This window comes from Mucilaginibacter ginsenosidivorax, assembly GCF_007971525.1.
In the GTDB taxonomy this organism is placed as follows: Bacteria; Bacteroidota; Bacteroidia; order Sphingobacteriales; family Sphingobacteriaceae; genus Mucilaginibacter; species Mucilaginibacter ginsenosidivorax.
Genome location: NZ_CP042437.1, coordinates 2,921,833 through 2,944,987, shown reverse-complemented (window position 1 = coordinate 2,944,987; position 23,155 = coordinate 2,921,833). Strand labels below are relative to the sequence as shown.

Sequence of the window (23,155 nt, the reverse complement as noted above, 5' to 3'; positions counted from 1 at the left end):
CAAACATAATTTGATATGCATATTTCAATACTTGCAGCCACACTTCCTTTTATTGGCCAGGTTAATTTAAGCGGTTATTTACTGGTTGTTTTTATCGTCTGCATCCTGGCTGTTATTGGTTTCGAGTTTGTGAATGGCTTTCATGATACAGCAAACGCGGTAGCAACTGTAATATACACCAGGGCCTTAAAGCCTGTATATGCAATCCCATGGTCGGGCTTATGGAATTTTTTAGGCGTGTTTTTGGGCGGTGTAACGGTAGCCATGGGTATTTTAAAACTGGTGCCGCTTGATGCCCTGATGACTTTGCCCGTAAGCGTAGGCGCCTGCCTGGTGCTATCGGTATTGCTTGCTTCCATCATCTGGAACCTGGGTACCTGGTACCTGGGTATTCCCTGCTCCAGCTCACATACCATGATTGGCGCTATGATTGGCGCCGGTTTGGCTTTTACCTGGTACTATCACGGCCCGGGCGTAAATTGGGGTAAAGCCGAAGAGATAGGCATGTCGCTTATTTTATCGCCCATAATTGGTTTTGGCGCTGCGGCCCTGCTCATGTTGTTTTTAAAGCATGTAACCAAATCACATGCCCTGTTCCATATCCCAACCGGCGAAAATGACAGGCCGCCAATTCTGATCAGGCTTTTACTTATTACTACCTGTACCCTGGTTAGCTTTTTTCACGGCAGTAATGATGGGCAAAAGGGTGTTGGCTTATTTATGCTTATCCTGATAGCCTTTTTACCAGCCCGGTTTGCTGTTAATCATCATATTGGTAATGATAAAGTTTTGGCGGCATTTAACCAGGCCAGCATCGTGATAACTAAAAACACCACAACAAGCAATGCACCCAAAGGTGAGTTTATCAAACTGGCAGCTATAATTGCCCAGGCAAAAGCTTCGCTGGCCGAAAAAAATGAAACCGATGTTGCCAAAACTTATAATTACCGTAAACAGGTAGAGGGAACTGTAAAAGCAATCAGGATGGTGCTTAAAGATAATGCGATAAAATTAGCGGCAAATGACCGCGGAGCGCTTACCACGGCTGCGGATGAGCTGGAGCATGTTACAGATTTTGCGCCGGTGTGGGTAATCGCTATAATTTCAATATCGCTTGGATTGGGTACCATGATTGGCTGGAAGAGGATTGTGGTTACCATTGGCGAAAAAATTGGCAACGAACATTTAAGCTATGCGCAAGGTGCCTCATCCGAAATTGTTGCCGCATCAACCATTGGCCTTAGTACTGCATTTGGTTTGCCGGTGAGTACTACACATGTGCTGTCAAGCGGCATTGCCGGCGCTATGGTTGCTTCAGGCGGTAAAGGCAATCTCAATAATAAAACAATAAAAAATATTGCGATGGCCTGGGTGCTTACTTTACCGGTAGCAATAATTTTAGCATCTTTATTATTCATGTTTTTCCATTTGTTTATTTAAAAGGCCGAAAATGAAACAGATTCTTGTTGCTTCCGATTTTTCAAAAAGCGCTGCCAACGCAATGGCTTACGCAATGGAGCTGGCCGTTGTTTTAAACAGGGATGTTTGCGTTATACATGCCATACACCCTACCGAAGGCATTAACAACAGCACTTACAACGCTATTTTTATTGAAGATTACTATAACAACAAAAGGGAGGCTTTAAAGGAGTGGGCCGCCGAATTTACCCGGCAGCAGGTTTATGCTTCGGTTAAGGTAAGCACGCTTTGTGATGTTGGTTTTTTGAAAACTGTGATAACCCGTTATGTTGATAAAAACCCTGTAGAGCTTTTGGTGATGGGTATAACCGGTGCAACAGGTATTGCGGGTATTGTGGGCAGCAACGCAAGCATGATGGTAAGCAGGGTGAAAACGCCTACCTTAATTATCCCGCTGGAAAGTAAGTTCTCCAGGGTGCCGGTGATTACGCTGGCCACAGATTTTGAAACCCGCCTGTCTGCCGAAGATGTAAACGCTTTAAACGAGATGGTACAGGCATTTGCGTCCGCTAAAATGCAGGTGCTTTATGTAGCCGATAAGCCTGACGATAAACATATCAAGACAGGGGAGGCCAAATTAAGCAGCTTAATAAAAAACGCCGAACTTGATTTTAACTATATTAACAACAGCAGCGCCATAAACGGCATTGTTGATTTTGTGCAAACGCACGAAACCGATATCCTTTGCCTGGTTAAACATCATCATAACATTGTTTACCGGTTATTTACCCGGAGTACGGTAAACCAGGTGATGAACAAATCAGTAAAAGCTATCCTGGTGCTACACGAATAGCGGGCTCCATAAACCGGGAGTACAGGGCGCTTAAACTTTTGTTCACCTTCAATTTATATTTGTTTGGTATGTTTGGCCTTTTGATGATTAACGCTAAATGATAATATCCCCTAAATATACCACCCCCGTTTTTAAAAAAGATCAGCCCGACGATACCTATAAGTTTTTGCCGCCTCCGCCACCGTCGGGAAAGTACCCATACCATTTAAATGTTAACGACATATTGCCCGGCATAGGCGATAACCGCATGATATTTCATGTAGTGGGCGATACCGGCGGCTTTCGCGATCCTGATTTTCAGAAAAGGGTGCCCGATGCCATGGCTTCGCAGTATCAAACTTCGGCGGCGGCAAACAAGCCTTCGTTCCTGTATCAACTGGGCGATGTAGTGTATAGCCATGGCGAAGAAAAATATTACAAGAGCCAGTTTTTTGATCCCTATAACAATTACCCCGGCCCCATATTCGCCATAGCCGGCAATCACGACAGCGACATAAACCCCAATGCCGATAAGCCATACCAAAGTTTGGATGCTTTTGCTGCTGTTTTTTGCGATACGCACCAACGGGCAATACCATTTGCCGGCGACAGTCCGCGGAAAAGCATGGTTCAGCCCAATATTTACTGGACGTTGGATACCCCGTTGGCAACCATAATTGGGTTGCACAGTAACGTGCCCAAATATGGCGTAATAACGCCCGAGCAGCGGGATTGGTTCCTGCAGGAATTAAAGTCATCGGCACAAAACCATCCGGAAAAGGCATTGTTGGTTAGCATTCATCATGCGCCGTACTCGGCAGATGTTAACCACGGTTCCAGCTCGCCCATGATCGAATTCCTGGAGGGCGCATTTACCGAAACCAATGTTTGGCCCGATATGGTTTTTAGCGGGCACGTACATAATTACCAGCGTATCAGCAAGCGTTATCCTAATAGTATTACCGTGCCATACATTGTAGCCGGCGCAGGTGGCTTTGACGAGCTGCACCCCGTAGCCCATACCGATGACGAACGTTTTAGCGCCGAAAGCGAAGTTCTGAATGGTGCCAAACTGGAGTATTCATGCGATACCCGGCATGGCTTTGTTAGGGTAACATTGGAGCGCACTAACAGTGGGTTAATCCTGTGTGCGGAATATTATACGATACAGGATAAAGAGGCAATTCTTGTAGATGCCTATAATAAGCTGGTGCCGGGGAGGTAATAAAGAAATTCCCCATTTAGCATACTCAAAAAAAACATATTTTAGCACTTGCGTTCATTCCCCTGGTCCCGGGGATTTTAGACAAGTGTATTCAATGACAAAAGCGAGCCGGATTTTATTACTGCATCCCTGGGTATATAGGATTTTGGTTTTTGCTGCCGCCCTTGGCTCATGCTTAAAATTACAGGCACAGGGCTTGCAGTTCAACTCGAACGACAGTTTAATGGAAAAACGGACGTCCTATTCCGTTTTTAAACAGGAAAACCCCCAATTTAATGATGAACTAACCATCGCCTTCCAACTGGCTTTGTGGGATAATTCGCACCTGGGCTATGTTTTAAACCTTGCCGACGGTAAAAACAACTCCTATAGCCTCAGTTATATTTATTTAAACGGTACCCCTTACTTAAATTTCAACATCGATAGTAAGAGCAATAAGATCACTATCCCGCTAAGTGCCGCCCGGCTATCAAAAAGAACATGGACAGCCATCAAAATCAAGCTGGACTTGCTTGGGGATAAAGCAACAGTGTGGGTTAACGGTAAACCGTATGGCGCTTCGGGCTTTGGTTTCGCCGGCAGCATCAGCCCGGCTATTACTTTTGGCAAAAACTCCCGTTACTCCGATGTGCCCAATATGGCCATCCGCAACCTGGAAGTTGGCGATGCCGCTCAGCGTTATTCGTTCCCTTTAGATGAGTGGGAAGGCCAAAACGTGCACAGCAGCAATGGCGACGGGATTGGCTTTGTGGAAAACCCGGTTTGGCTTATTAATGAATCATACTTCTGGAAGCCACTGTTGTCAAAAAGCTTTAACGAGGTTGTGGGCCTAAACTTTAATCAGCAAAAACAAAGCATGGTGCTGTTTGGCAGCAACTCGGTAACGCAATATAATGTCAGGAATGATGAGGAATCATCTAACCCCTATCAAAACGCCTTGCCTATGCCCTTGTTACTGGGCAAAAGCATTATCAATCCCAAACAGAATAAGTTGTATGCGTATGAGGTAAACAATGCGCGGGGTAGGTTGTCGGGTATGGCATCACTTGATCTGAAAGACCTAAATTGGGAGGTTAAAGGGAACGCTGCCTTGCCATCGCAACGGCATCACCACAACGTGTTTTACGATAAAGATTACCATGATCTTTATTTATTTGGCGGCTATGGTTCGTTCAGGTACTATAATGATTTTTTTAAATTTGATACCCTAAAACAGGTTTGGCAGCCGGTGGTTTTTACCGGCGACCATATCGATCCGCGGTTTTTTTCGGCCTGCAGCGCTGCCGACGCGAATAATAACGTGTATATATTCGGCGGCATCGGCAATCAATCGGGCAGCCAGGTTGTAGGTGGTATGCATTTTTATGATTTGTACCGGGTTAACCTAACCAACCATACCATAAAAAAACTTTGGGAGATTAAGCCTAAGGAAGAAGCTTTTGTACCGGCCAATAACATTATCCTGTCAAAAGATGGGAAATATTTTTATGTGTTGTGTTACCCCCACGAGCGGCCTAAAACCAGCTTGAAGCTGTATAAATATGCTATTCAAGATGGATCATACGAGGTTGTAAGCGGCGAGATCCCGGTAACATCCGAGCGGATTGAAACCGATGTTAACCTGTTTTTTAATAGCGACGCTAACGAATTTTATTGCACCACGCAGGAGTTTACTTCGCCTGTAAAATCGGGTATCAAAATTTATTCGCTGGCATTTCCCCCGGTAAGCTATGCCGCTTATTTAAAATCGAAACAGGCTAAAAGCACAACAACCGGTTTGTATAGCTACGTTGCCGGGCTGGCGGCGGTACTGCTTGTGGCCGGTGTAGCATTCATCTACCTGAAAAGAAAAAAAGCCAAACCGGTGCAGGAAACTGCTGATTTAACCCAGGATGAAAGTGCCTTGGAAATTATGGGCAACAAGGTTAATGCGGTTTATTTGTTGGGCGCATTTACGGTTTATGATAAAAACGGCAAGGATATTACCTACCTGTTTAGCCCTAAAATTAAACAGCTATTTATTTTGATTTTACTGAACAGCCGCGATAAAAACGGTGTAACCTCCAGGCGTATTTCTACCACCCTTTGGGCCGATAAAGATGTAGCCAAAACAAAAAACATCAGGGGCGTTACCTTAAATCACCTGAGAAGTATTCTTGCTGATTTGGAAGGGATTGAGCTGGCTTACGTCAACGATACGTATAGCTTTACTGTTTCGGACGCCTTTTTTTGTGATTATTTTGTAGTGCAAGCCAGCCTTAACAACGGGCAGGGGGCAGCTGCATTGGAGGTCCCTCATTTTGATTTGATTGCACGTGGCGGCCTGCTGCCGGCTATGCCCGATGTTTGGCTGGATGATTTTAAAGAGGAATACGAAGAAGCGTTAATGCCAGCTTTGCAGCCTGTAATAAAAAACACCTATGATGAGGGACACTTTAAAAAAGCGCTGGAGATAAGCCGGCTGATTTTAAATATCGACCCGTTTAGCGATGCCGGCATCAACTATAAACTGAAAGCCATCAGGCGCACCAGGGGTATTGAACACGCCCGCCGCACCTACGATGATTTTATAGCTGAATATAAAAGATCGTTGGGAATTGATTACCCTATCCCGTTTGATAAAATTTGCGGTAAATAGGGGGCGGCTAAAGTCGGGAAGTGTTAGGTTAAAAGTCCCGTAGGAGGCTGTTAAAAAGCGATTAGAAAATGGCCATTATTGATTGTTAAAGCCAGGCTGAACGCAGAGGTGTGGAATGTCGTATATCGGATGGTGGCGACGACTCACCCCGGCTACGCTGCGCTGGCCGACCCTCTCTCCGGCTACGCCGCAAAGAGGGTTATAGAGGTTTATATTTAGTAAGTTATTGATTGTTAATGCTTTGTAAATTAACCCTCTTTCCACCGTAGGTGAAGAGAGGGTGGCCCAGCGCAGCGTCGACCGGGTGAGTCGTAGCCGGCGTTCAAATTGAATGTTTATAATGCAGGGCCAAATCCTGATAAATATCTAAAAAAGCAACAAGGTAATTTGATAGCTATCCACGATAACATTTTATCATGTCAAATTTAAGGGTCGCCGTAAGTTTTCATTTTTTTTGACTTAGAACTCAAGACTTTCGACTTAAGCCTTCCCGCCATTTCACGGTTAATAAAGCGATTAATTTTAATGGGTTAATGAAATTTAAACCGGGTTAACCCATTTATTAACCCTTGTTTTAATACCACCTATGCTATCATTGTGTGGTATTAAGCAGCATCTACCGCCCTGCACCTATCTATGAAAAACATTTTTGTTTCTTGTTGTTTAACTATGCTGGCGTCTGCCGTTTTTGCCCAGCAGGCACCGGCACCGTTAAAAGAGAAAACCGCTTTCCAAACCGCCAGCCCCTGGATGCCCGAGATTGACGTCCGCAGCGACATTGCTATTGTTTACGGAACCAACGACCATCCCGGCATGACCTTTGAACAGCGCGTACAAACCTGGCGCGATCACGGCTATCAAACCAACTTCATGACCGGCATAGCCTGGGGCGATTACAAAGATTATTTCCTGGGTAAATGGGATGGTAAAAACCACCTGGGCGTTGGGCAGGTTACCCAAAAGGGCGATACCATTTTTCATGGTAGGGATATGCCGTATGTAGTGCCCGATGCCTCGTTTATCGAGTATATGAAAACAGCGGTTATCAAAAGGGTAATTGATGTTGGCATCACCAATATATTTTTAGAAGAACCTGAATTTTGGGCGCGTGCTGGCTATAGCGCGGGTTTTAAAGCCCAATGGCAAAGCTATTACGGTTTCCCCTGGAAGCCACAGGATGCATCGGCCGAGAATACTTACTTATCCAGCAAATTAAAGTATCACCTGTATTATGATGCTATTGAAAAAGTATCATCTTACGCTAAAGCCTATGGCAAAAGCAAGGGCTTAAATATAAAAGTGTTTATCGCCACGCATTCGCTGGTTAATTATTCATCGTGGCAAATTGTTAGTCCCGAGGCAAGCCTGGCTTCGTTGCCCGGTATTGATGGGTATATAGCCCAGGTGTGGACGGGCACCTCGCGCGAGCCGACTTATTTTAACGGCCTGCAAAAAGAACGCGTATTTGAAAACGCCTATCTGGAATATGGGTCGATGGTATCCATGACCGCGCCGACGGGCCGCAAAATGTTTTTTTTAACCGACCCAATTGAAGACAGGCAAAAAGACTGGAGCGATTACAAGCGAAATTACCAGGCTACCTTCACCGCAAAACTATTGTACCCAACCGTATCTGATTACGAGGTGATGCCCTGGCCCGAGCGCATTTATACCCATCCCTACAAGGTTGCCAATAGTAACGAAAAGATCCTGATCCCTCAGTACTACTCAACTCAAATGCAGGTGATGGTTAACGCCCTCAATAGTATGCCTCCATCAGCCAATAAGGTGACCGGTGTAAACGGCATTGGCGTGCTGATGAGTAATACACTGATGTTTCAACGCTTCCCTACACATAACGGGTTCGAGGATCCGCAGTTCTCCAACTTTTACGGCCAAACGTTGCCCCTGCTAAAACATGGCGTGCCGGTACAAACCGTGCATATGGAAAACCTGGGCTATGCGGCATCGCTCAAAAATATCAAAGTACTGGTGATGAGCTATGCTAATATGAAGCCCGTATCGGCACAAATTCATCAGCAATTAGCAGCCTGGGTAAAGCAAGGCGGCGTGCTCATTTATTGCGGGCGCGATGATGACCCTTATCAATCTGTAATGGAATGGTGGGATACTAAGGGCAATAACTTCAAAGCGCCGTCGCAGCACTTATTTAAACTACTTGGTGTAAACCCAACTGCCGACAGCCAAAAGTTTAACGTTGGCAAAGGCGCGGTATATGTGTTGAGGCAAAACCCTAAAGAATATGTGCTGCAGGCAGCTAACGATGGTAACTATATCGGCACCGTTAAACAAGCCTATGAAAAAGATGCCCATGCCGGCGCTTTAACCTTTAAAAATAGCCTGTACCTGGCCCGTGGGCCTTACGATATTGTAGCCGTAATGGATGAAAATGCCGACAGTAAACCTTATACCGTAAAAGGCCCGGTAATTGATCTGTTCGATCCGCAGTTACCGATTTTGGCCGAAAAGGTGATCAATCCCGGCGAGCAGGCCTTGTTATACAATGTTGCACGGGTAGCCAATAAAAACATACCCCAGGTATTAGCTTCGGCTTCAAGGATCTATAATGAAAAAGTTGCAGCCGGCAGCTATTCTTTTATAGCCAAAAGCCCTGTAAAAACGCTTAACAGCGCGCGGGTTTTATTGCCGGGCCAGCCAAAGCAAATTGTTATAACCGATAGTAAAGGACAAAATATTACTGATGTTAAAACATCATGGGATACCCCGTCAAAAACCTTATACCTGGGTTTCGCCAATAGTCCCGATGGTATAAAGGTTGAGTTGAAATGGTGAAAAAATACTTTTTGAGAGAAAGTTGATTAATACTTCCGTGCGTGAATTTTCATGCGCGGGAGTTTTTTTACTTATGGCAGATTGCCATATTCGCACCGGAAAGAAATTATTAAAAGCTGTCTAAAAACAATAGACGATTATTGAGTGGCACAAGGTCAGGTGAAACGCAGAGGCGGGGAGATGTGGTATATCGCATGGCGGCTACGACTCACCCGGTCGAGGCTACGCCCGACCACCCTCTCTCCGGCTAAAGCCGCAAAGAGGGTTTTAGAAATTTATATTTTTTAATTTATTGATTATAAGGATACTGTAATGTTAAACCCTCTTTCCATCGCAGGTGAAGAGAGGGTGGCCCAGCGCAGCGTCGGCCGGGTGAGTCGTAGCCAACGTTCAATCGGATGTTTATATATTCAAATAAGTGATGGCGTGTATAAAGCAATGACATTTTTATTTAATCATTTTTAAAAAGACTTTTAAAACAAATAACAAAACAAATACATCCGACGATATCAACAGCAGCTTTTATAATAGCCACTGTTGCTTTCATCGCTCTTAAAAAACAAACTCCGATTAATGAAAAAACTACTTTTACTGGCACTGGCCTGTTTACCGGCAGCTACAATTGCCCAGCAAAGCGCCAGGGTAACAGACCCTGTTGAATTGATTAACCCGCTGATGGGTACAGCATCCAAACCGTCCTTATCAAACGGAAATACATACCCGGCCATTGCCCTGCCATGGGGCATGAACTTCTGGACACCGCAAACCGGTAGAATGGGCGATGGGTGGCAATACACTTATGATGCCGATAAGATCCTCGGTTTTAAGCAAACCCACCAGCCATCACCATGGATGAACGATTATGGTATGTTTTCCATTTTCCCGGAAACCGGCAAGCTAAAGCTGAACGAGAAAGAGCGGGCCAGCTGGTTTTCGCACAAGGCCGAAATTGTTAAACCCTACTACTACAGCGTTTACCTGGCCGATTATGATGTAACCACCGAAATTACACCAACCGAACGTGCCGCAAGCTTCCGCTTTACCTTCCCCAAAAGCGATAGCTCGCATATTGTAATTGATGCTTTTGACAAAGGATCATACATAAAAATTATTCCCGGTGAGCAAAAGATTGTAGGTTACAGCACCAAAAACAGCGGCGCTGTACCGGCCAACTTCAAAAACTACTTTGTTATTTATGTAGATAAACCTTTCGCGCTGGCATCGGCATGGCACGATTGGAAAAAGGACGACGGCCAGCTGGAATACACTGGCGACCACGCGGGCGCGGTGATTACCCTGAAAACCACCAACGGCGAGCAGGTACATTTAAAAGTAGCCTCGTCATTTGTAAGTATTGAACAGGCCGAGCTTAATTTAAAGCGCGAACTGGCCGATGATAAATTTGAAGTTACCTGCCAGAAAGCCAAAGACACCTGGAATAAAACCCTGAGCAGGCTGAATGTAGAGGGCGGCACTGTAGAGCAAACCAAAACATTTTACAGCAGCTTGTACCGGATGCTTTTCTTCCCTAACAAGATGTACGAGATAGATGCCAAAGGCGAGAAAATTCACTACAGCCCTTTCAATGGTAAGGTGATGTCCGGTTATTTATTTGCCGGTACAGGCTTTTGGGATACATTCAGGGCCTTGTACCCGTTCCTGAACCTGGTTTACCCGTCTATCAATAAAGAGATGCAGGAAGGCCTGATAAATGATTATAAAGAAGGCGGCTGGCTGCCCGAATGGTCGAGCCCGGGCTATGCCGATTGTATGATTGGTAATAACTCGGCCTCGGTAGTAGCCGAAGCTTACCTGAAGGGTATGCGCGGTTATGATATTGAAACATTGTACCAGGCACTTAAACACGGCGCTAACAACGAGGGGCCAAATGCAACCGGCCGTAGGGGAGTGCAATATTACAATACCCTTGGCTATGTGCCCTACAACGTTAAAATAAATGAGAATGCCGCCCGTACCTTAGAGTATGCTTATGATGATTTTGCCATTTACCAATTAGGGAAAGCTTTAGGCAAACCAAAATCAGAAATTGAGATTTATAAAAAACGCAGCCAGAATTACCGTAACATTTTTGATCCGCAAACTAAACTGATGCGCGGTAAAAACCAGGATGGCACTTTTGAAACGCCATTCAATCCGTTTAAATGGGGCGACGCCTTTACCGAAGGCAACAGCTGGCACTATAGCTGGGGCGTTTTTCATGACATACAGGGCCTGATAAACCTGATGGGTGGCAAACAACAATTTGCAGCCAAACTCGATTCAGTATTCAGCATGCCGCCCACGTTTGACGATAGCTATTATGGTGGCGTTATTCACGAGATCCGCGAGATGCAGATAGCCAACATGGGGCAGTACGCGCATGGCAACCAGCCCATACAACACATGATTTACCTGTACAACCACGCCGGCCAGCCATGGAAAACCCAATACTGGGCCCGCGAAACCATGAATAAACTGTACAAAGCTACCCCCGATGGTTATTGCGGCGATGAAGACAACGGGCAAACATCGGCCTGGTATATTTTCTCGGCCATGGGTTTTTACCCTGTAACGCCGGCCAGCGATCAATACGTGTTAGGAGCGCCCTTGTTTAAAAAGGTAACCATTAATTTAGAGAATGGTAAAACGGTTACCATTACCGCGCCCAACAACAGTGCTGCCAACAAATATGTAAACAGCCTGACTATTGATGGCAAGCCCTACACCAACAACTGGGTGAGCCATAAAGGCCTTTTAAGCGGTGCCGAATTGAATTTTGATATGATTGCCACCCCCAATAAAGAGCGTGGCACAAAAGACGCCGACGTGCCTTTTTCGATGAGCAACGAAAAATAACTCCCAATATTGTATAGGTTTAAAAAGGGCTTGTGTTTTCACGAGCCCTTTTTTATTAACCTTTTATTTTTCAGTGAGTTAATGAATTGTAACATTTTGTTTACTTTAAAGAAAATGGTATTTAATATGAATTATTTGCAATAATAAATATTGTTAATAAAGCCACCTGCTTGGCTTTTTCCGGCTTTTTTGTGGGTTTGGTGGCATCATTGCAAAATTATCTTTTGATGCTTTAAAATGTTTGCCTCAAAACAAGGCTTTGGGTGACTATGGTATGTCTTATCTTTTTTAAAGAATGAAGCTCGCTTTTTGATTTGTTTTGTGGAATAGGTAATAAAAGCAAACAGGGAAAATGCCTCGCGCATTTTCCCTGTTCTAATTAACTTTATTAACTGTCTTATTATTAACTAAAATGAATTAGTAATAGGAAAAGAACGCACAAAGAAACAAAATGTTTTATAACTTTTTATAAAAATATTCTTTAGGCGTAATAATATGTAGGTAAAGGAAATTTTACAATTATTAATTTGATTATAATATAAATGTTATATAGATTTAGCCTCTCAAAGTTTTTAACTATTAACTAACACATTATTCATGAAAAAAAGTCTACTTACGACTTTGTGCATCTTTTTACTTGCTGCAACACAGCTATATGCGCAAAACCATACCGTAACCGGAAGGGTTACGGCCAAGGAAGATGGCTTACCGGTGCCGGGGGTATCAGTAAGCATTAAGGGCACAACAACCGGTACTCAAACCGATGTAAGCGGTAAATACTCCTTATCCGTGCCCGACAATGCAACATTATCATTTAGCTTTATTGGTTACATCACCCAATCTTTGCCTGTAAACGGTAATAGAATGGATGTGGTATTGATAGCCTCGAGCCAGCAACTTGGCGAAGTTGTTGTAACCGGTGCATTGGGTATTTCCAGGACCCGCAACCAGCAATCTTATGCCGCACAACAAGTGTCGGGCGATGAGGTTAACAAAACACGGTCTTCAAGCTTTATTAATGGCTTATCGGGTAAAGTTGCTGGTTTAGAGATCCGCCAAAATAATGCCCTGGGTTCGTCTACCAACGTTGTATTGAGGGGTGTAAAATCAATAACAGGAAACAACCAGGCGTTGTTTGTTATTGATGGCGTTCCGGTAAATAACAGCAATAATAACAGCTCTACCCAGCAATCTGGCGGTGGCGGTTACGATTACGGAAGCCCTTCATCAGATATTAACCCTGACGATATTGAGTCGGTTACGGTGTTAAAGGGTGCTGCAGCCAGTGCGCTTTATGGTTCACGTGGTAGTAACGGCGTTATCTTAATCACCAGTAAAAAAGCAAAAAAAGGTGTTGGTATTACAATCAACAGCAGTGTTAGCGTTGGCGAAGTAGATAAATCTACTTTTGCAAAATATCAACATAGCTATGGCGCAGGTTACGGTAATTACTACAATGACCCAACCGGATATTTCTTTTACGGAGATGTAAACGGAGACGGCAAAAATGATTTAGTTACGCCAACAACAGAGGATGCATCATACGGTGCTAAATTTGATCCAAACCTGAAGGTTTACCAATGGGATGCTTTTGATAAAACATCTCCGAATTTCGGCAAAGCTACTCCCTGGGTTGCTGCAACAAACGATCCTACTTCGTTTTTTGTAAAACCGGTTTCAAATAACCAAAGCATCATGATTACCAACGGAACCGATGGCGGATCATTTAAATTAGGATTTACCCGTAATGATGAAAATGGTATTATTCCTAACAGCAGCATCAAAAAAAATATAGTTGATTTAGGTGGAACTTATAACATCACCTCTAAATTATCTGTAGGTGGTAGTGTTAATTACTACAATATTAATGGTGTTGGCCGCCCCGGAACAGGTTATGATGGTGCAAGTGCCAGAAACGTTATGACCAACTTCAGGCAGTGGTGGGAAGTAAATAATGATGTTAAGGCTTTGAAGGCTGCTTATGACAGGACAGGTAAAAACATTACCTGGAACTATGCCGATCCTTTAGCAGGTAATTTAACCCCGATATTTTGGGATAACCCATATTATGTACGCTACCAGAACTTTGAAAGTGATACACGTAACCGGTATATTGGTAACGTTAACGCTACTTACAAACCTGTTAGCTGGTTAACTATTACAGGAAGAACTTCGTTAGATTCTTATACAGAATTAGATGAGGAACGCAAGAACGTGAGCAGCGTTGGCGTGCCATATTATTCACGAAACAATAAGAGCTTTTCTGAAACTAACTATGACCTGTTGGCAAACGTTGATAAAAACCTGTCAAAATCTTTCAACCTGAAAGCTTTGTTAGGAACAAACGTGAGGAAAGAAAACACTCAAAGTGTATATTCAGTTACTAATGGTGGTTTAATTGTTCCAAGTGTATACTCGCTTTCAAACTCTTTAAATACGCCTAACGCACCTATAGAGTACAAAGGCCTAAGAGAGGTTGATGGTATTTTTGCCGGGGCAACGCTTACTTATAACAATTTACTAACGTTAGACGGAACTATCCGGAGAGATAAATCTTCAACCCTGCCAAAGGCCAATAATACTTATTACTATCCCTCGGTAGCAGGTGGTTTCATTTTCTCTGAATTGTTGAAACAGTATACCTGGTTATCATATGGTAAAATACGGGCCAACTACGCACAGGTAGGTGCCGATGCCCCTGTATATAGCGTTAATGATACTTACACTATTACTCCGCCATTTGGAGCAAGCCCGCAATCGGCTGTTAACACAACCAAAAATAACCCTAACTTAAAACCAGAGCGTACAAAAAGTGCCGAGGTTGGTTTGGAGTTGTCGTTCTTTAATAATCGTTTAGGTTTTGATGGTAGCTACTACGCAACATCAACCTTTGACGAAATATTGCCTGTAAACGTATCAACAGCTACAGGTTATTCTTTCAGCTATTTAAATGCCGGTACGGTTAAAAATAAAGGTATCGAGTTATCATTAAACGGCACCCCTATCCGCACACAGGATTTTAACTGGAAAATGACCTTGAACTTTACAAGAAACAGAAGTAAGGTTACCGAGTTATTTAAAGATGGTACAGGCGAAGAGTCTAAAAACCTGGAGTTGAATAGCTACCAGGGTGGTGTATCAATTAACGCCAGCTTAAACCAGCCTTTTGGCATGATAAGGGGTACTGATTATAAATACGCCTCTAACGGACAAAAGATTGTTGGTGCTAACGGACAATATTTACAAAGCGGCCCTAATGAAAACATTGGTAACTCAAATCCTGATTGGATAGGTGGTATTAACAACAGCTTTACTTACAAAGGCTTTAACCTTAGTTTCCTGGTAGATATCAGGAAAGGCGGCTCTGTATTTTCAACAGATATGTACTATGGTTTAGCTACCGGTTTGTATCCTGAAACAGTTTATACCAACGATTTAGGAAACCCCGTACGTAATACACTTGCAAATGGTGGTGGTTTTATCAGGCCAGGTGTAACTGAAAGCGGTGCGCCAAATACTGTACGTGTAAGTGCAAGTAACTATGGTGCTTTTGGTTATGCACGCCTGCCCGACAAAGCTTTTGTGTATGATGCGAGTTATGTAAAGTTAAGAGAAGCCCTTATCGGTTACTCTCTTCCACAAAAAACGATATCAACCCTTGGCCCGATTAAAGAAGTTACCTTCCAGCTTATTGGAAGAAACCTGTGGATAATACATAAAAATTTACCTTACTCAGATCCTGAAGAAGGTTTAACATCCGGCAATTTACAAGGCTACCAGGTAGGTGCTTATCCAACTACACGCACCATTTCACTGAATTTGAAATTACGTTTTTAAGTAAAAGAATTATGAAAAAAATATTAGGAGTATTTTTACTAACGTCGATAGTGTTTTCGGCGTGTAAAAAGGATCTTACGAGTCTGAATAACGACCCGAAGAATCCGTCGATAGTTCCTTCTTACGCCTTGTTTACCAATGCTCAGAGAAGGTTAACCAATACCGTAACGTCATCAAACGTAAATTTAAATATATTCCGTTTGATTGAACAGCAATGGCAGGAAACAACCTATACTGACGAGAGTAACTACGATATTACTACCCGTCCGATACCTGATGATATATGGAATGCATTGTACCGGGATGTAATTTATAATTTCGAACGTACAAAAGCGCTGATACCAACTGATGTAACCGGTGCTGATATACAAAAAAACGAAATTGCTATTACTGATGTGATGCAGGTATATACGTACTATTATCTTGTAACAACTTTTGGTGATATTCCATATACCGAGGCGTTGGATATAAGCAAGCCTTTCCCGAAGTTTGATGATGCCAAAACAGTTTATTACAGTTTGCTAACCCGTTTGGATGCTGATATTGCAGCTTTAAATACCGGGGCTGCAAGCTTTGGCTCGGCAGATGTGATTTACGGAGGTGATGTTACCAAATGGAAAAAGTTTGCTGCTACCCTTAAGCTTAAAATGGGTATCACCATAGCCGATCTGGATAATGCGAAAGCAAAAACGGTTGTTGAATCGGCTGTTGCTACAGGGGTATTTACTTCAAATAGCGACAATGCTCAATTTCAATATTTAACCAGCCCGCCAAATACCAACCCGGTATGGGTTGATTTGGTACAAAGCGCAAGACAGGATTTTGTTGCCTGTAGCACTATCATGGGTTTCTTAAAACCGCAAACTGCATTTGCTGATCCAAGGCTTCCATATTATTTTACAGTGAATTCTGCCGGCACCTATACTGGAGCAGATCCTGGATCAAGCGCAACTTTCAGCTTGTTTTCGAAGCCATCTGGCCCGTTATTGGTTAGCTCTTCAATCGGAAAAATAACAAACCCTGATTTCCCTGGTTTGTTATTAGATTACTCAGAAACTGAGTTTAACCTTGCCGAGGCGATATCAAGAGGCTATGCGGTTGCAGGTTCGGTTGCCGGGCACTATAACAGCGCGGTAACAGCTTCCATAACTTATTGGGGCGCTTCTGCAACAGCAGCAGCAGCCTACCTGTTACAACCTACAGTTGCGTTTGCAACAGCCACTGGCGGTACAGATTTGCATAAAATCGGGCTTCAGAAATACCTTGCCTTGTACAACAGAGGTTGGGATGCCTGGACAGAAACAAGAAGGCTGGATTACCCTGTGCTTACAGCACCGTCAACAGCTCAAACGGCGTTTCCAGTTCGCCTCACATATCCTGTTAATGAGCAAAACGTGAATGTAACCAACTATAACAAAGCTGCTACAGCAATAGGTGGCGATTTGGTAACCACCAAATTGTTTTTCGATAAACACTAATTTATAGTACCCATAAAAAAGCGGGGCTGCCAATTGGCGGCCCCGCTTTTTTATGGGTTTTTCTCCCGGTTTTATCGGTTCCGTTTTTAATTTATTTTATCGGCCGGGTTTAATTTATCCGCTCAACCCATTAATAAAATTGTGGCAATGCTAACAGTTTTGAAAACCTGGAGAACTCCGATTATTCAAGCTGCTTTTTTGGGGTTTTTTGTACAAAAAAGCACATTTCAATTTTTGTGTAAATAAATGTGTTATTTGTATCAATTAATAACGCATTTGTTGCTAAAAAGTACCAAATAATTGCTTGTTTTTTACCTATAAATACATGAATAAAGGGCGGTTTTGAATTAAAAAAGAAAGCGTGTAAATTTGTACTGTTTTCTGGCTTTCGTTACAACTGCGCCACAAATTCCCGCATAGCCAATCCCGGGTCTTGCTGTTTCATAAAGGTTTCGCCAATTAAAAAGCCGTTAAAACCGGCCAGCTTCAGGTGCCTGATGGTTTCCGGATCGCTGATGGCGCTTTCAGATATCTTCATAAATTCGGCAGGGATATGTTTAGCCAATTGGTAAGATGTTTCTACAGATACCGTAAAATCGGCCAGGTTGCGGTTATTTACCCCAATGGCATCCAGTTTTGGGTGGATGCTGCGTTCCAGCTCTTCCAGGTTATGTACTTCAAGCAGTACATTCAGATCTAAACTTTTGGCCAGGGTGGCAAGCTTGTCAATTTCTGCCGGGGTTAAAATGGCAGCTATCAGCAGGATAATATCAGCGCCTAATGCTTTGGCCTCAATTACCTGGTATTCATCTATCATAAAATCCTTGCGCAAAACAGGGATGTTATTTACAGAACGAGCTTTTTTTAAATCGGCTTTGCGACCCATAAAAAAATCGCGGTCGGTTAAAACAGACAGTGCGGATGCACCTGCAGCAGCGTAATCGGTTGTTACCTTGCTAACTCTTACCTTGTCATTAATAATGCCTTTTGAAGGCGATTTACGCTTAAATTCGGCAATGATACCGGTGCGGGCAGGATCGAGCAGGAAATCTTTGAATGAATATGTTTCCCTGTGAAAATATTCAGATTCCTCTAACTCAATGTATGATGTCCGTTTTTTGGCATATGCCACTTCCTTTTTTTTATTGGCAACTATTTTATCAAGTATCGTCATAAAGCCTAAGCCCCCTAACCCCCTGAAGGGGGAATGTTTAGTTAATATTTTAATAGTCCCCTTGTCATGCTGAGGGACGAAGCATCTATTCACGAACTATGCAGGCGGCAATGCATGGCGGTGGCAGATGCTTCGTTCCTCAGCATGACAGGGGTTGTAACCCGTTTTTAATATTGTGCTGTTAATGCAAAGTTATCAATATCTGTTAATTAGCCATTCAGCCAATTGCCCATCATTTCTTTACCATACTCGGTCAATATCGATTCCGGGTGAAACTGGACGCCGCGCACATCGTATTCGCGGTGTGACAGGGCCATGATAGAATTATCCTCCTCGTCGATAGCCGTTACTTTTAATACTTCGGGCAAATCATTCGCGCTTACAACCCATGAATGGTAACGCCCCACTTTAAAGTTTCCGGGTAAATCGCGAAACAATTGCTCGTCGGCATCGGTCACTTTTATGGGGGTGGCAATCCCGTGCATGGGCTGGCTCAGGTTATACAGGCTGCCGCCAAATACTTCGGCAATGGCCTGCTGCCCCAGGCAAACACCAAATATGCTTTTGGTTGGCGCATATTTTTTGATCACATCCAGCAACAAACCTGCTTCAGATGGTATGCCCGGCCCCGGCGACAGGATGATCTTATCATAAGCATCCACATCTTCCAAAGCAAATTTATCATTCCTCCAAACCTCGCATTGCAGGCCAAGCTCATTAACCAAATGCACCAGGTTATAGGTGAAGGAATCGTAATTGTCTATTATCAGGATATTGCCGCCCTGGCCTCCCGGCCCCCTAAAGGGGGAGTTTATATGTTCGTTCATTGTATATATCTAAAAAAATATCACTCAATTGTTTATTATCAAACCATCGTTCCCCCTTCAGGGGGTTAGGGGGCCTACAGCTCTTCGGCCAGTTCAACAGCCCGCCTTAATGCTGCAATTTTATTGTCCACTTCTTTCAGTTCGCTTTCGGCAACAGATCCGGCTACAATGCCGGCCCCTGCCTGGTAGTGCAGCGTGTTGTTTTTGCTCAGGAACGAGCGGATCATGATGGCGTGGTTAAATTCGCCATTAAAACCCATAAAGCCTATGGCGCCACTATAAAAGCTGCGTTTGGCTTTTTCATTTTCGTCAATAATTTCCATTGCCCTGTATTTTGGCGCCCCGCTCAGGGTACCTGCGGGATAGGTATCGGCAACTATTTTGAAGGATGACACGCCGGGCAATAACTTACCGCTTACATGCGATACCAGGTGGATAAGGTGCGAATAGTATTGTACTTCTTTAAATGCTTTAACCTGTACCTGCTCGCAATGGCGGCTCAGGTCGTTACGGGCCAGGTCAACAAGCATTACGTGCTCTGCCGATTCTTTAGGGTCATTTTCCAGGTTGCGGGCTATTTCGGCGTCCTTTTCATCGTCGCCGCTGCGTTTAAAAGTGCCGGCTATAGGGAAAATGCTGGCCACATTGTTTTTGATAGTGATTTGCGCTTCGGGCGATGAGCCGAAGATGCGGAAATCGCCATAGTCAAAATAGAATAAATAGGGTGATGGGTTGATGGAGCGTAAAGCCCGGTAAACGTTAAACTCATCGCCCTGGAAGGTACGGGAGAATGCCCTTGAAGGCACTATCTGGAAAACATCGCCCCGGTAAATGTGCTGCTTCATTTTTTCAACAATGGCGATAAACTCCTCGTTAGTAAGGTTCGATTTTTCTACATCGCTGCTTTTAAAGCTGTACTCGGGAAAGTTTTTGTTTTTGATGAGGTATTCCAGTTTTTCGATACCGCCGTTGGTTGGGCCGCCTTCGGCCTGGTTGTGGAAAATGTAAAGCTCATTTTTAAAGTGATCTACAGCGATAATATAGCGGTAAATGTGGTATTGCATTACCGGGATTTGCCTGGGATTATCGTCGGTTTGTTTTAGTTTGATGGTTTCAAAATGTTCAACCGCCTCATGAGTGAAATAGCCAAACAAGCCGTTCGAGATAATTTTTAATGGATTAGGGTCGGTTTCAAAACTGCCAACAAATTGGTTAAGCTGGTCAATCAATTCAAAGCTGCCGGCTTCAAGACTTTCGCCACTGCCATCTGGATAATGCTTTTTTAGTATGCCGTTGTTGAGCACAAAGCCAGCTATGGGTTCACAGCAAATGTAGCTTAAGCTGTTTTCACGGCTGTGATAGTCGGAGCTTTCCAGCAGCAGCGAGTTTGGGAATACATCGCGCAGGCGCAGGTAAATGCTCACCGGCGTGGTGGTATCGGCCAGTAGTTTTTTATGGGTGGTTGTTATTTTAAAAGTGCTCATGTTATGTTTTCAAAAAATATATAAATAAAAAAACCCGGCGAATTGGGGTCGCCGGGTTTTCCACTTAGGTTTACAATTGATTAGATCATCGCTGACTAAAAACGTATCCGGCTGCCAAATTTAATTGGTGCCACCAGCTGTTTTTATTTGTGTTTTTAATCATCGTGGGCACAAATTTATAAAGAAAAATGAATTATCAAATTTTTTTGAAAGTTTATTTGTTGCTAAATCCTATTAGCTACGTGGGATAAGTATAATACCGGCTAAAATTATCACTAAAGCTATCAAATAGAAGGTGACAATGGCTTTATGTTTGGCTTCGCCGGTAGCTGCTTTTTTTGATTTGCTATGACCAATGGTAATTAAGGCAAGTGCAATCAGCATGATAACCCAATGCTCTACAGTGAAATACCGGGTCACTTTGTTTTTCATGGTTTCGCTGTTAAACTGTACCAGCGGGCTTACAAAATAAAGTACTATACCAATAAGCAGCTGCGTATGTGCCGATATCATGGCAAACAAATTTAGCTTGCGGTTGCCATTGGTATAAGGCTTTTTGCCTGTCAGCCCAATAAACGCACCAATAATGGCGGCCAAAATTAATGCCAGTACAATATACCTGAAACCCGAATGGAGATGTTGTAAAAAGCTATAAGCTGTCATGAGTTTTAAATTTTGCGTGAATATACAACAAAACCATTTTAGCTAAAACATACGCAACTGATTTGACCAATTATTGACTGGCTGCCGTTTGCGCTGGTTTATAAGTACCGGCTATTAAAAATGCAATGCCGCTAAATGCTAAGGCCTCAAAAACGCTTGTCCATTCATTGGCGTGGTCGACTATGGAAGTATCGAGCCCGCGTGGGATGTGCACCATGATAAGCCATAAAAACAGCATTAAGCCTAACAGGGAAGCCGCAAGTTTTACTTTGAATTTAAGCATAATGGCCACGCCGGCAGCAATAAGCGCTATCCCTGCGAAACACACCCAGAATAAGTGAAACGGAATCCACGATGGTACCAGCAGCGCCACAAATTTTGGATATATAAAATGCTCGATGCCAAAAACAATCATAGTTGTAGCAAAAAAGTATGGCCCGGCCGGCCGTATTTTCTCGGTAACTGCGTCGATACCGCTAACCTTGTCAGATGGTATTGATGTGGCTACAATAAATGCCCCGCCGCATAAAGCCAGCAGTTTAAATGCATCGTTCCATCCCGCTAAAAAAAGCTGGTTTATTTTAATGTTATAAGGCACGTGCGAAAGGATAATCATCAACAGCATGAATGCCCCCAGGTAGTCGGCAACGATGTGCGAGTTGATGCCCGATATAATAGCAGCAGATACCAGTATGAGCAAAATGCCGGATACGCACATGCAAAAGGTACTTTGGCCTATAAATGCTGGCTCGGGAGGCATAATAACCGGCCTGAAACCAGAGCAAATAAATTGTTGAACCGCGATTGAAACTAACGCAATAGCAAAGAACAACCGCCACAGTCTATTATAGCTTTCCATAAAGAGGGATATAGGTTATATATTGGATTTACATGCAATATATAAAATCAACGGCTCATTTTGTTCAATGAACTAAAATATTCTTTGTTATAGTTAAATGTGCATCGTTGAAACAAAGCCCCAATCTTTTTTGACCAGCTATTTTGTAGCAGTTTTGGCATGTAGGAAAGGTGCCTTTGTTATTCAGAAATAACAAATACCAAAAATGGAACTTACTATGGGGTTATAATAAGTTTAGTACACTTTGCGGTAAAACTCCTTCACCATTCCGCCCGGATCAACAGAACGATTAATGGCCGATGAAACCGCTATACCGTAAATGCCAGTTTTAAGCAATAGTTCAACATCCTGTAACTGGATTCCGCCGGTTGCAATAACCGGAATTTCAACTGGGGCTTTTTCTAATTGACGGTAACCATCGTAACCCAGCAAGGGGAAATTATTTGGCCTGGTTTCAGTATGGGCGAACGGGCCCAATACACAATAATCAACTATGCCTGAATCCTGAGTTTTAAGCAGGCCGGCCAGGTTGGTGGCCGATGCCCCTAAAGTTTTATCATCATTAATTGCCTCGCGGATCGCGCTAAAATCGGCAGCTTCATCTTCGATATGCACACCTTGAGCATCAACTTTATCAAGCAGTTGATAATGGTTGGTAATAATAAGCGTAGCGCCCCAATCATCACAAATGGCTGCTATCTGGTCAATTTCAGCAATAAGCTCGTTTTCCGGCTTGGTGTTACAGCGATATTGTATCCAGTTGGCCCCGGCATTACACGCAATTTCAACCTGTTGTATATGGCTGCGCTGCGGCATATCCTGTGTGATGTAATGAAACCTGGAGATGTATTTTTTCATTTTGGTGGCGTGTTGCGTGGTTATTGTTGCCTGTAGCTAATCAACTAAAAAGAGACGCAAATATACGCTTTCAGAGGTTCGTGTTACGCGGGGCGTGTTGCCGGTAAAATATCAAATTCCTGAACCTGGCTATGTGGTTCGTGTTGCGAAGGGCGTGTTGCCGGTAAAATGTCAATTCCCGAACCTGGCGA

The 23,155-nt window shown here is 43.5% G+C and carries 14 protein-coding genes; 8 read left to right on the top strand and 6 right to left on the bottom strand.

Annotated features, from left to right (window positions below; all coding sequences use genetic code 11):
• Positions 1-15 precede the first annotated feature (15 nt).
• The 8 genes from FSB76_RS12200 to FSB76_RS12165 all read left to right on the top strand — a co-directional run bounded on the left by FSB76_RS12200 (position 16) and on the right by FSB76_RS12165 (position 17,099).
• Entirely contained in the window at positions 16-1,440 is a 1,425-nt protein-coding gene (locus FSB76_RS12200; protein ID WP_147053845.1) for an inorganic phosphate transporter, read from the top strand.
• A 10-nt stretch (positions 1,441-1,450) separates the two neighbouring features.
• Positions 1,451-2,272 carry a universal stress protein gene (locus FSB76_RS12195; protein WP_147053844.1) on the top strand — a complete coding sequence of 274 codons (822 nt, stop codon included), beginning with the start codon at positions 1,451-1,453 and terminating at the stop codon, positions 2,270-2,272.
• A gap of 97 nt (positions 2,273-2,369) precedes the next feature.
• Positions 2,370-3,476, top strand: a complete 1,107-nt coding sequence (locus FSB76_RS12190; RefSeq protein WP_147053843.1) for a metallophosphoesterase family protein — start codon at positions 2,370-2,372, stop codon at positions 3,474-3,476.
• Positions 3,477-3,570: 94 nt separating this feature from the next.
• Positions 3,571-6,114, top strand: coding sequence for a Kelch repeat-containing protein (locus FSB76_RS12185; protein ID WP_147053842.1), 2,544 nt, complete (start codon positions 3,571-3,573; stop codon positions 6,112-6,114).
• A gap of 636 nt (positions 6,115-6,750) precedes the next feature.
• Entirely contained in the window at positions 6,751-8,928 is a 2,178-nt protein-coding gene (locus FSB76_RS12180; protein WP_147053841.1) for a hypothetical protein, read from the top strand.
• A 573-nt stretch (positions 8,929-9,501) separates the two neighbouring features.
• Positions 9,502-11,784 carry a GH92 family glycosyl hydrolase gene (locus FSB76_RS12175; protein WP_147053840.1) on the top strand — a complete coding sequence of 761 codons (2,283 nt, stop codon included), beginning with the start codon at positions 9,502-9,504 and terminating at the stop codon, positions 11,782-11,784.
• A gap of 597 nt (positions 11,785-12,381) precedes the next feature.
• Positions 12,382-15,621 (top strand): SusC/RagA family TonB-linked outer membrane protein, encoded by a 3,240-nt coding sequence (locus tag FSB76_RS12170; RefSeq protein WP_147053839.1) that lies wholly within the window; start codon positions 12,382-12,384, stop codon positions 15,619-15,621.
• Positions 15,622-15,632: 11 nt separating this feature from the next.
• Complete coding sequence (locus tag FSB76_RS12165) at positions 15,633-17,099, top strand: SusD/RagB family nutrient-binding outer membrane lipoprotein (RefSeq protein ID WP_147053838.1); 1,467 nt, start codon at positions 15,633-15,635, stop codon at positions 17,097-17,099.
• A gap of 391 nt (positions 17,100-17,490) precedes the next feature.
• On the opposite strand, the gene trpC is transcribed toward FSB76_RS12165, so the two are convergent.
• From trpC to FSB76_RS12135, 6 genes are all read right to left on the bottom strand, one after another.
• Positions 17,491-18,273, bottom strand: coding sequence for an indole-3-glycerol phosphate synthase TrpC (gene trpC / locus FSB76_RS12160; protein ID WP_147053837.1), 783 nt, complete (start codon positions 18,271-18,273; stop codon positions 17,491-17,493).
• Between the two features lie 209 nt (positions 18,274-18,482).
• On the bottom strand, positions 18,483-19,100 hold the full coding sequence (locus FSB76_RS12155; RefSeq protein WP_147053836.1) for an anthranilate synthase component II: 618 nt from the start codon (positions 19,098-19,100) through the stop codon (positions 18,483-18,485).
• A gap of 74 nt (positions 19,101-19,174) precedes the next feature.
• Positions 19,175-20,584: an anthranilate synthase component I family protein gene (locus FSB76_RS12150; RefSeq protein WP_147053835.1), complete on the bottom strand. Its 1,410-nt coding sequence runs from the start codon at positions 20,582-20,584 to the stop codon at positions 19,175-19,177.
• Positions 20,585-20,818: 234 nt separating this feature from the next.
• Entirely contained in the window at positions 20,819-21,247 is a 429-nt protein-coding gene (locus FSB76_RS12145) for a cytochrome B (protein ID WP_147053834.1), read from the bottom strand.
• Between the two features lie 70 nt (positions 21,248-21,317).
• Entirely contained in the window at positions 21,318-22,106 is a 789-nt protein-coding gene (locus FSB76_RS12140) for a DoxX family protein (protein ID WP_147053833.1), read from the bottom strand.
• A gap of 234 nt (positions 22,107-22,340) precedes the next feature.
• A complete protein-coding gene (locus tag FSB76_RS12135) occupies positions 22,341-22,964 on the bottom strand; it encodes a thiamine phosphate synthase (protein WP_147053832.1) in 624 nt (207 codons plus the stop codon).
• Positions 22,965-23,155: the final 191 nt, after the last annotated feature.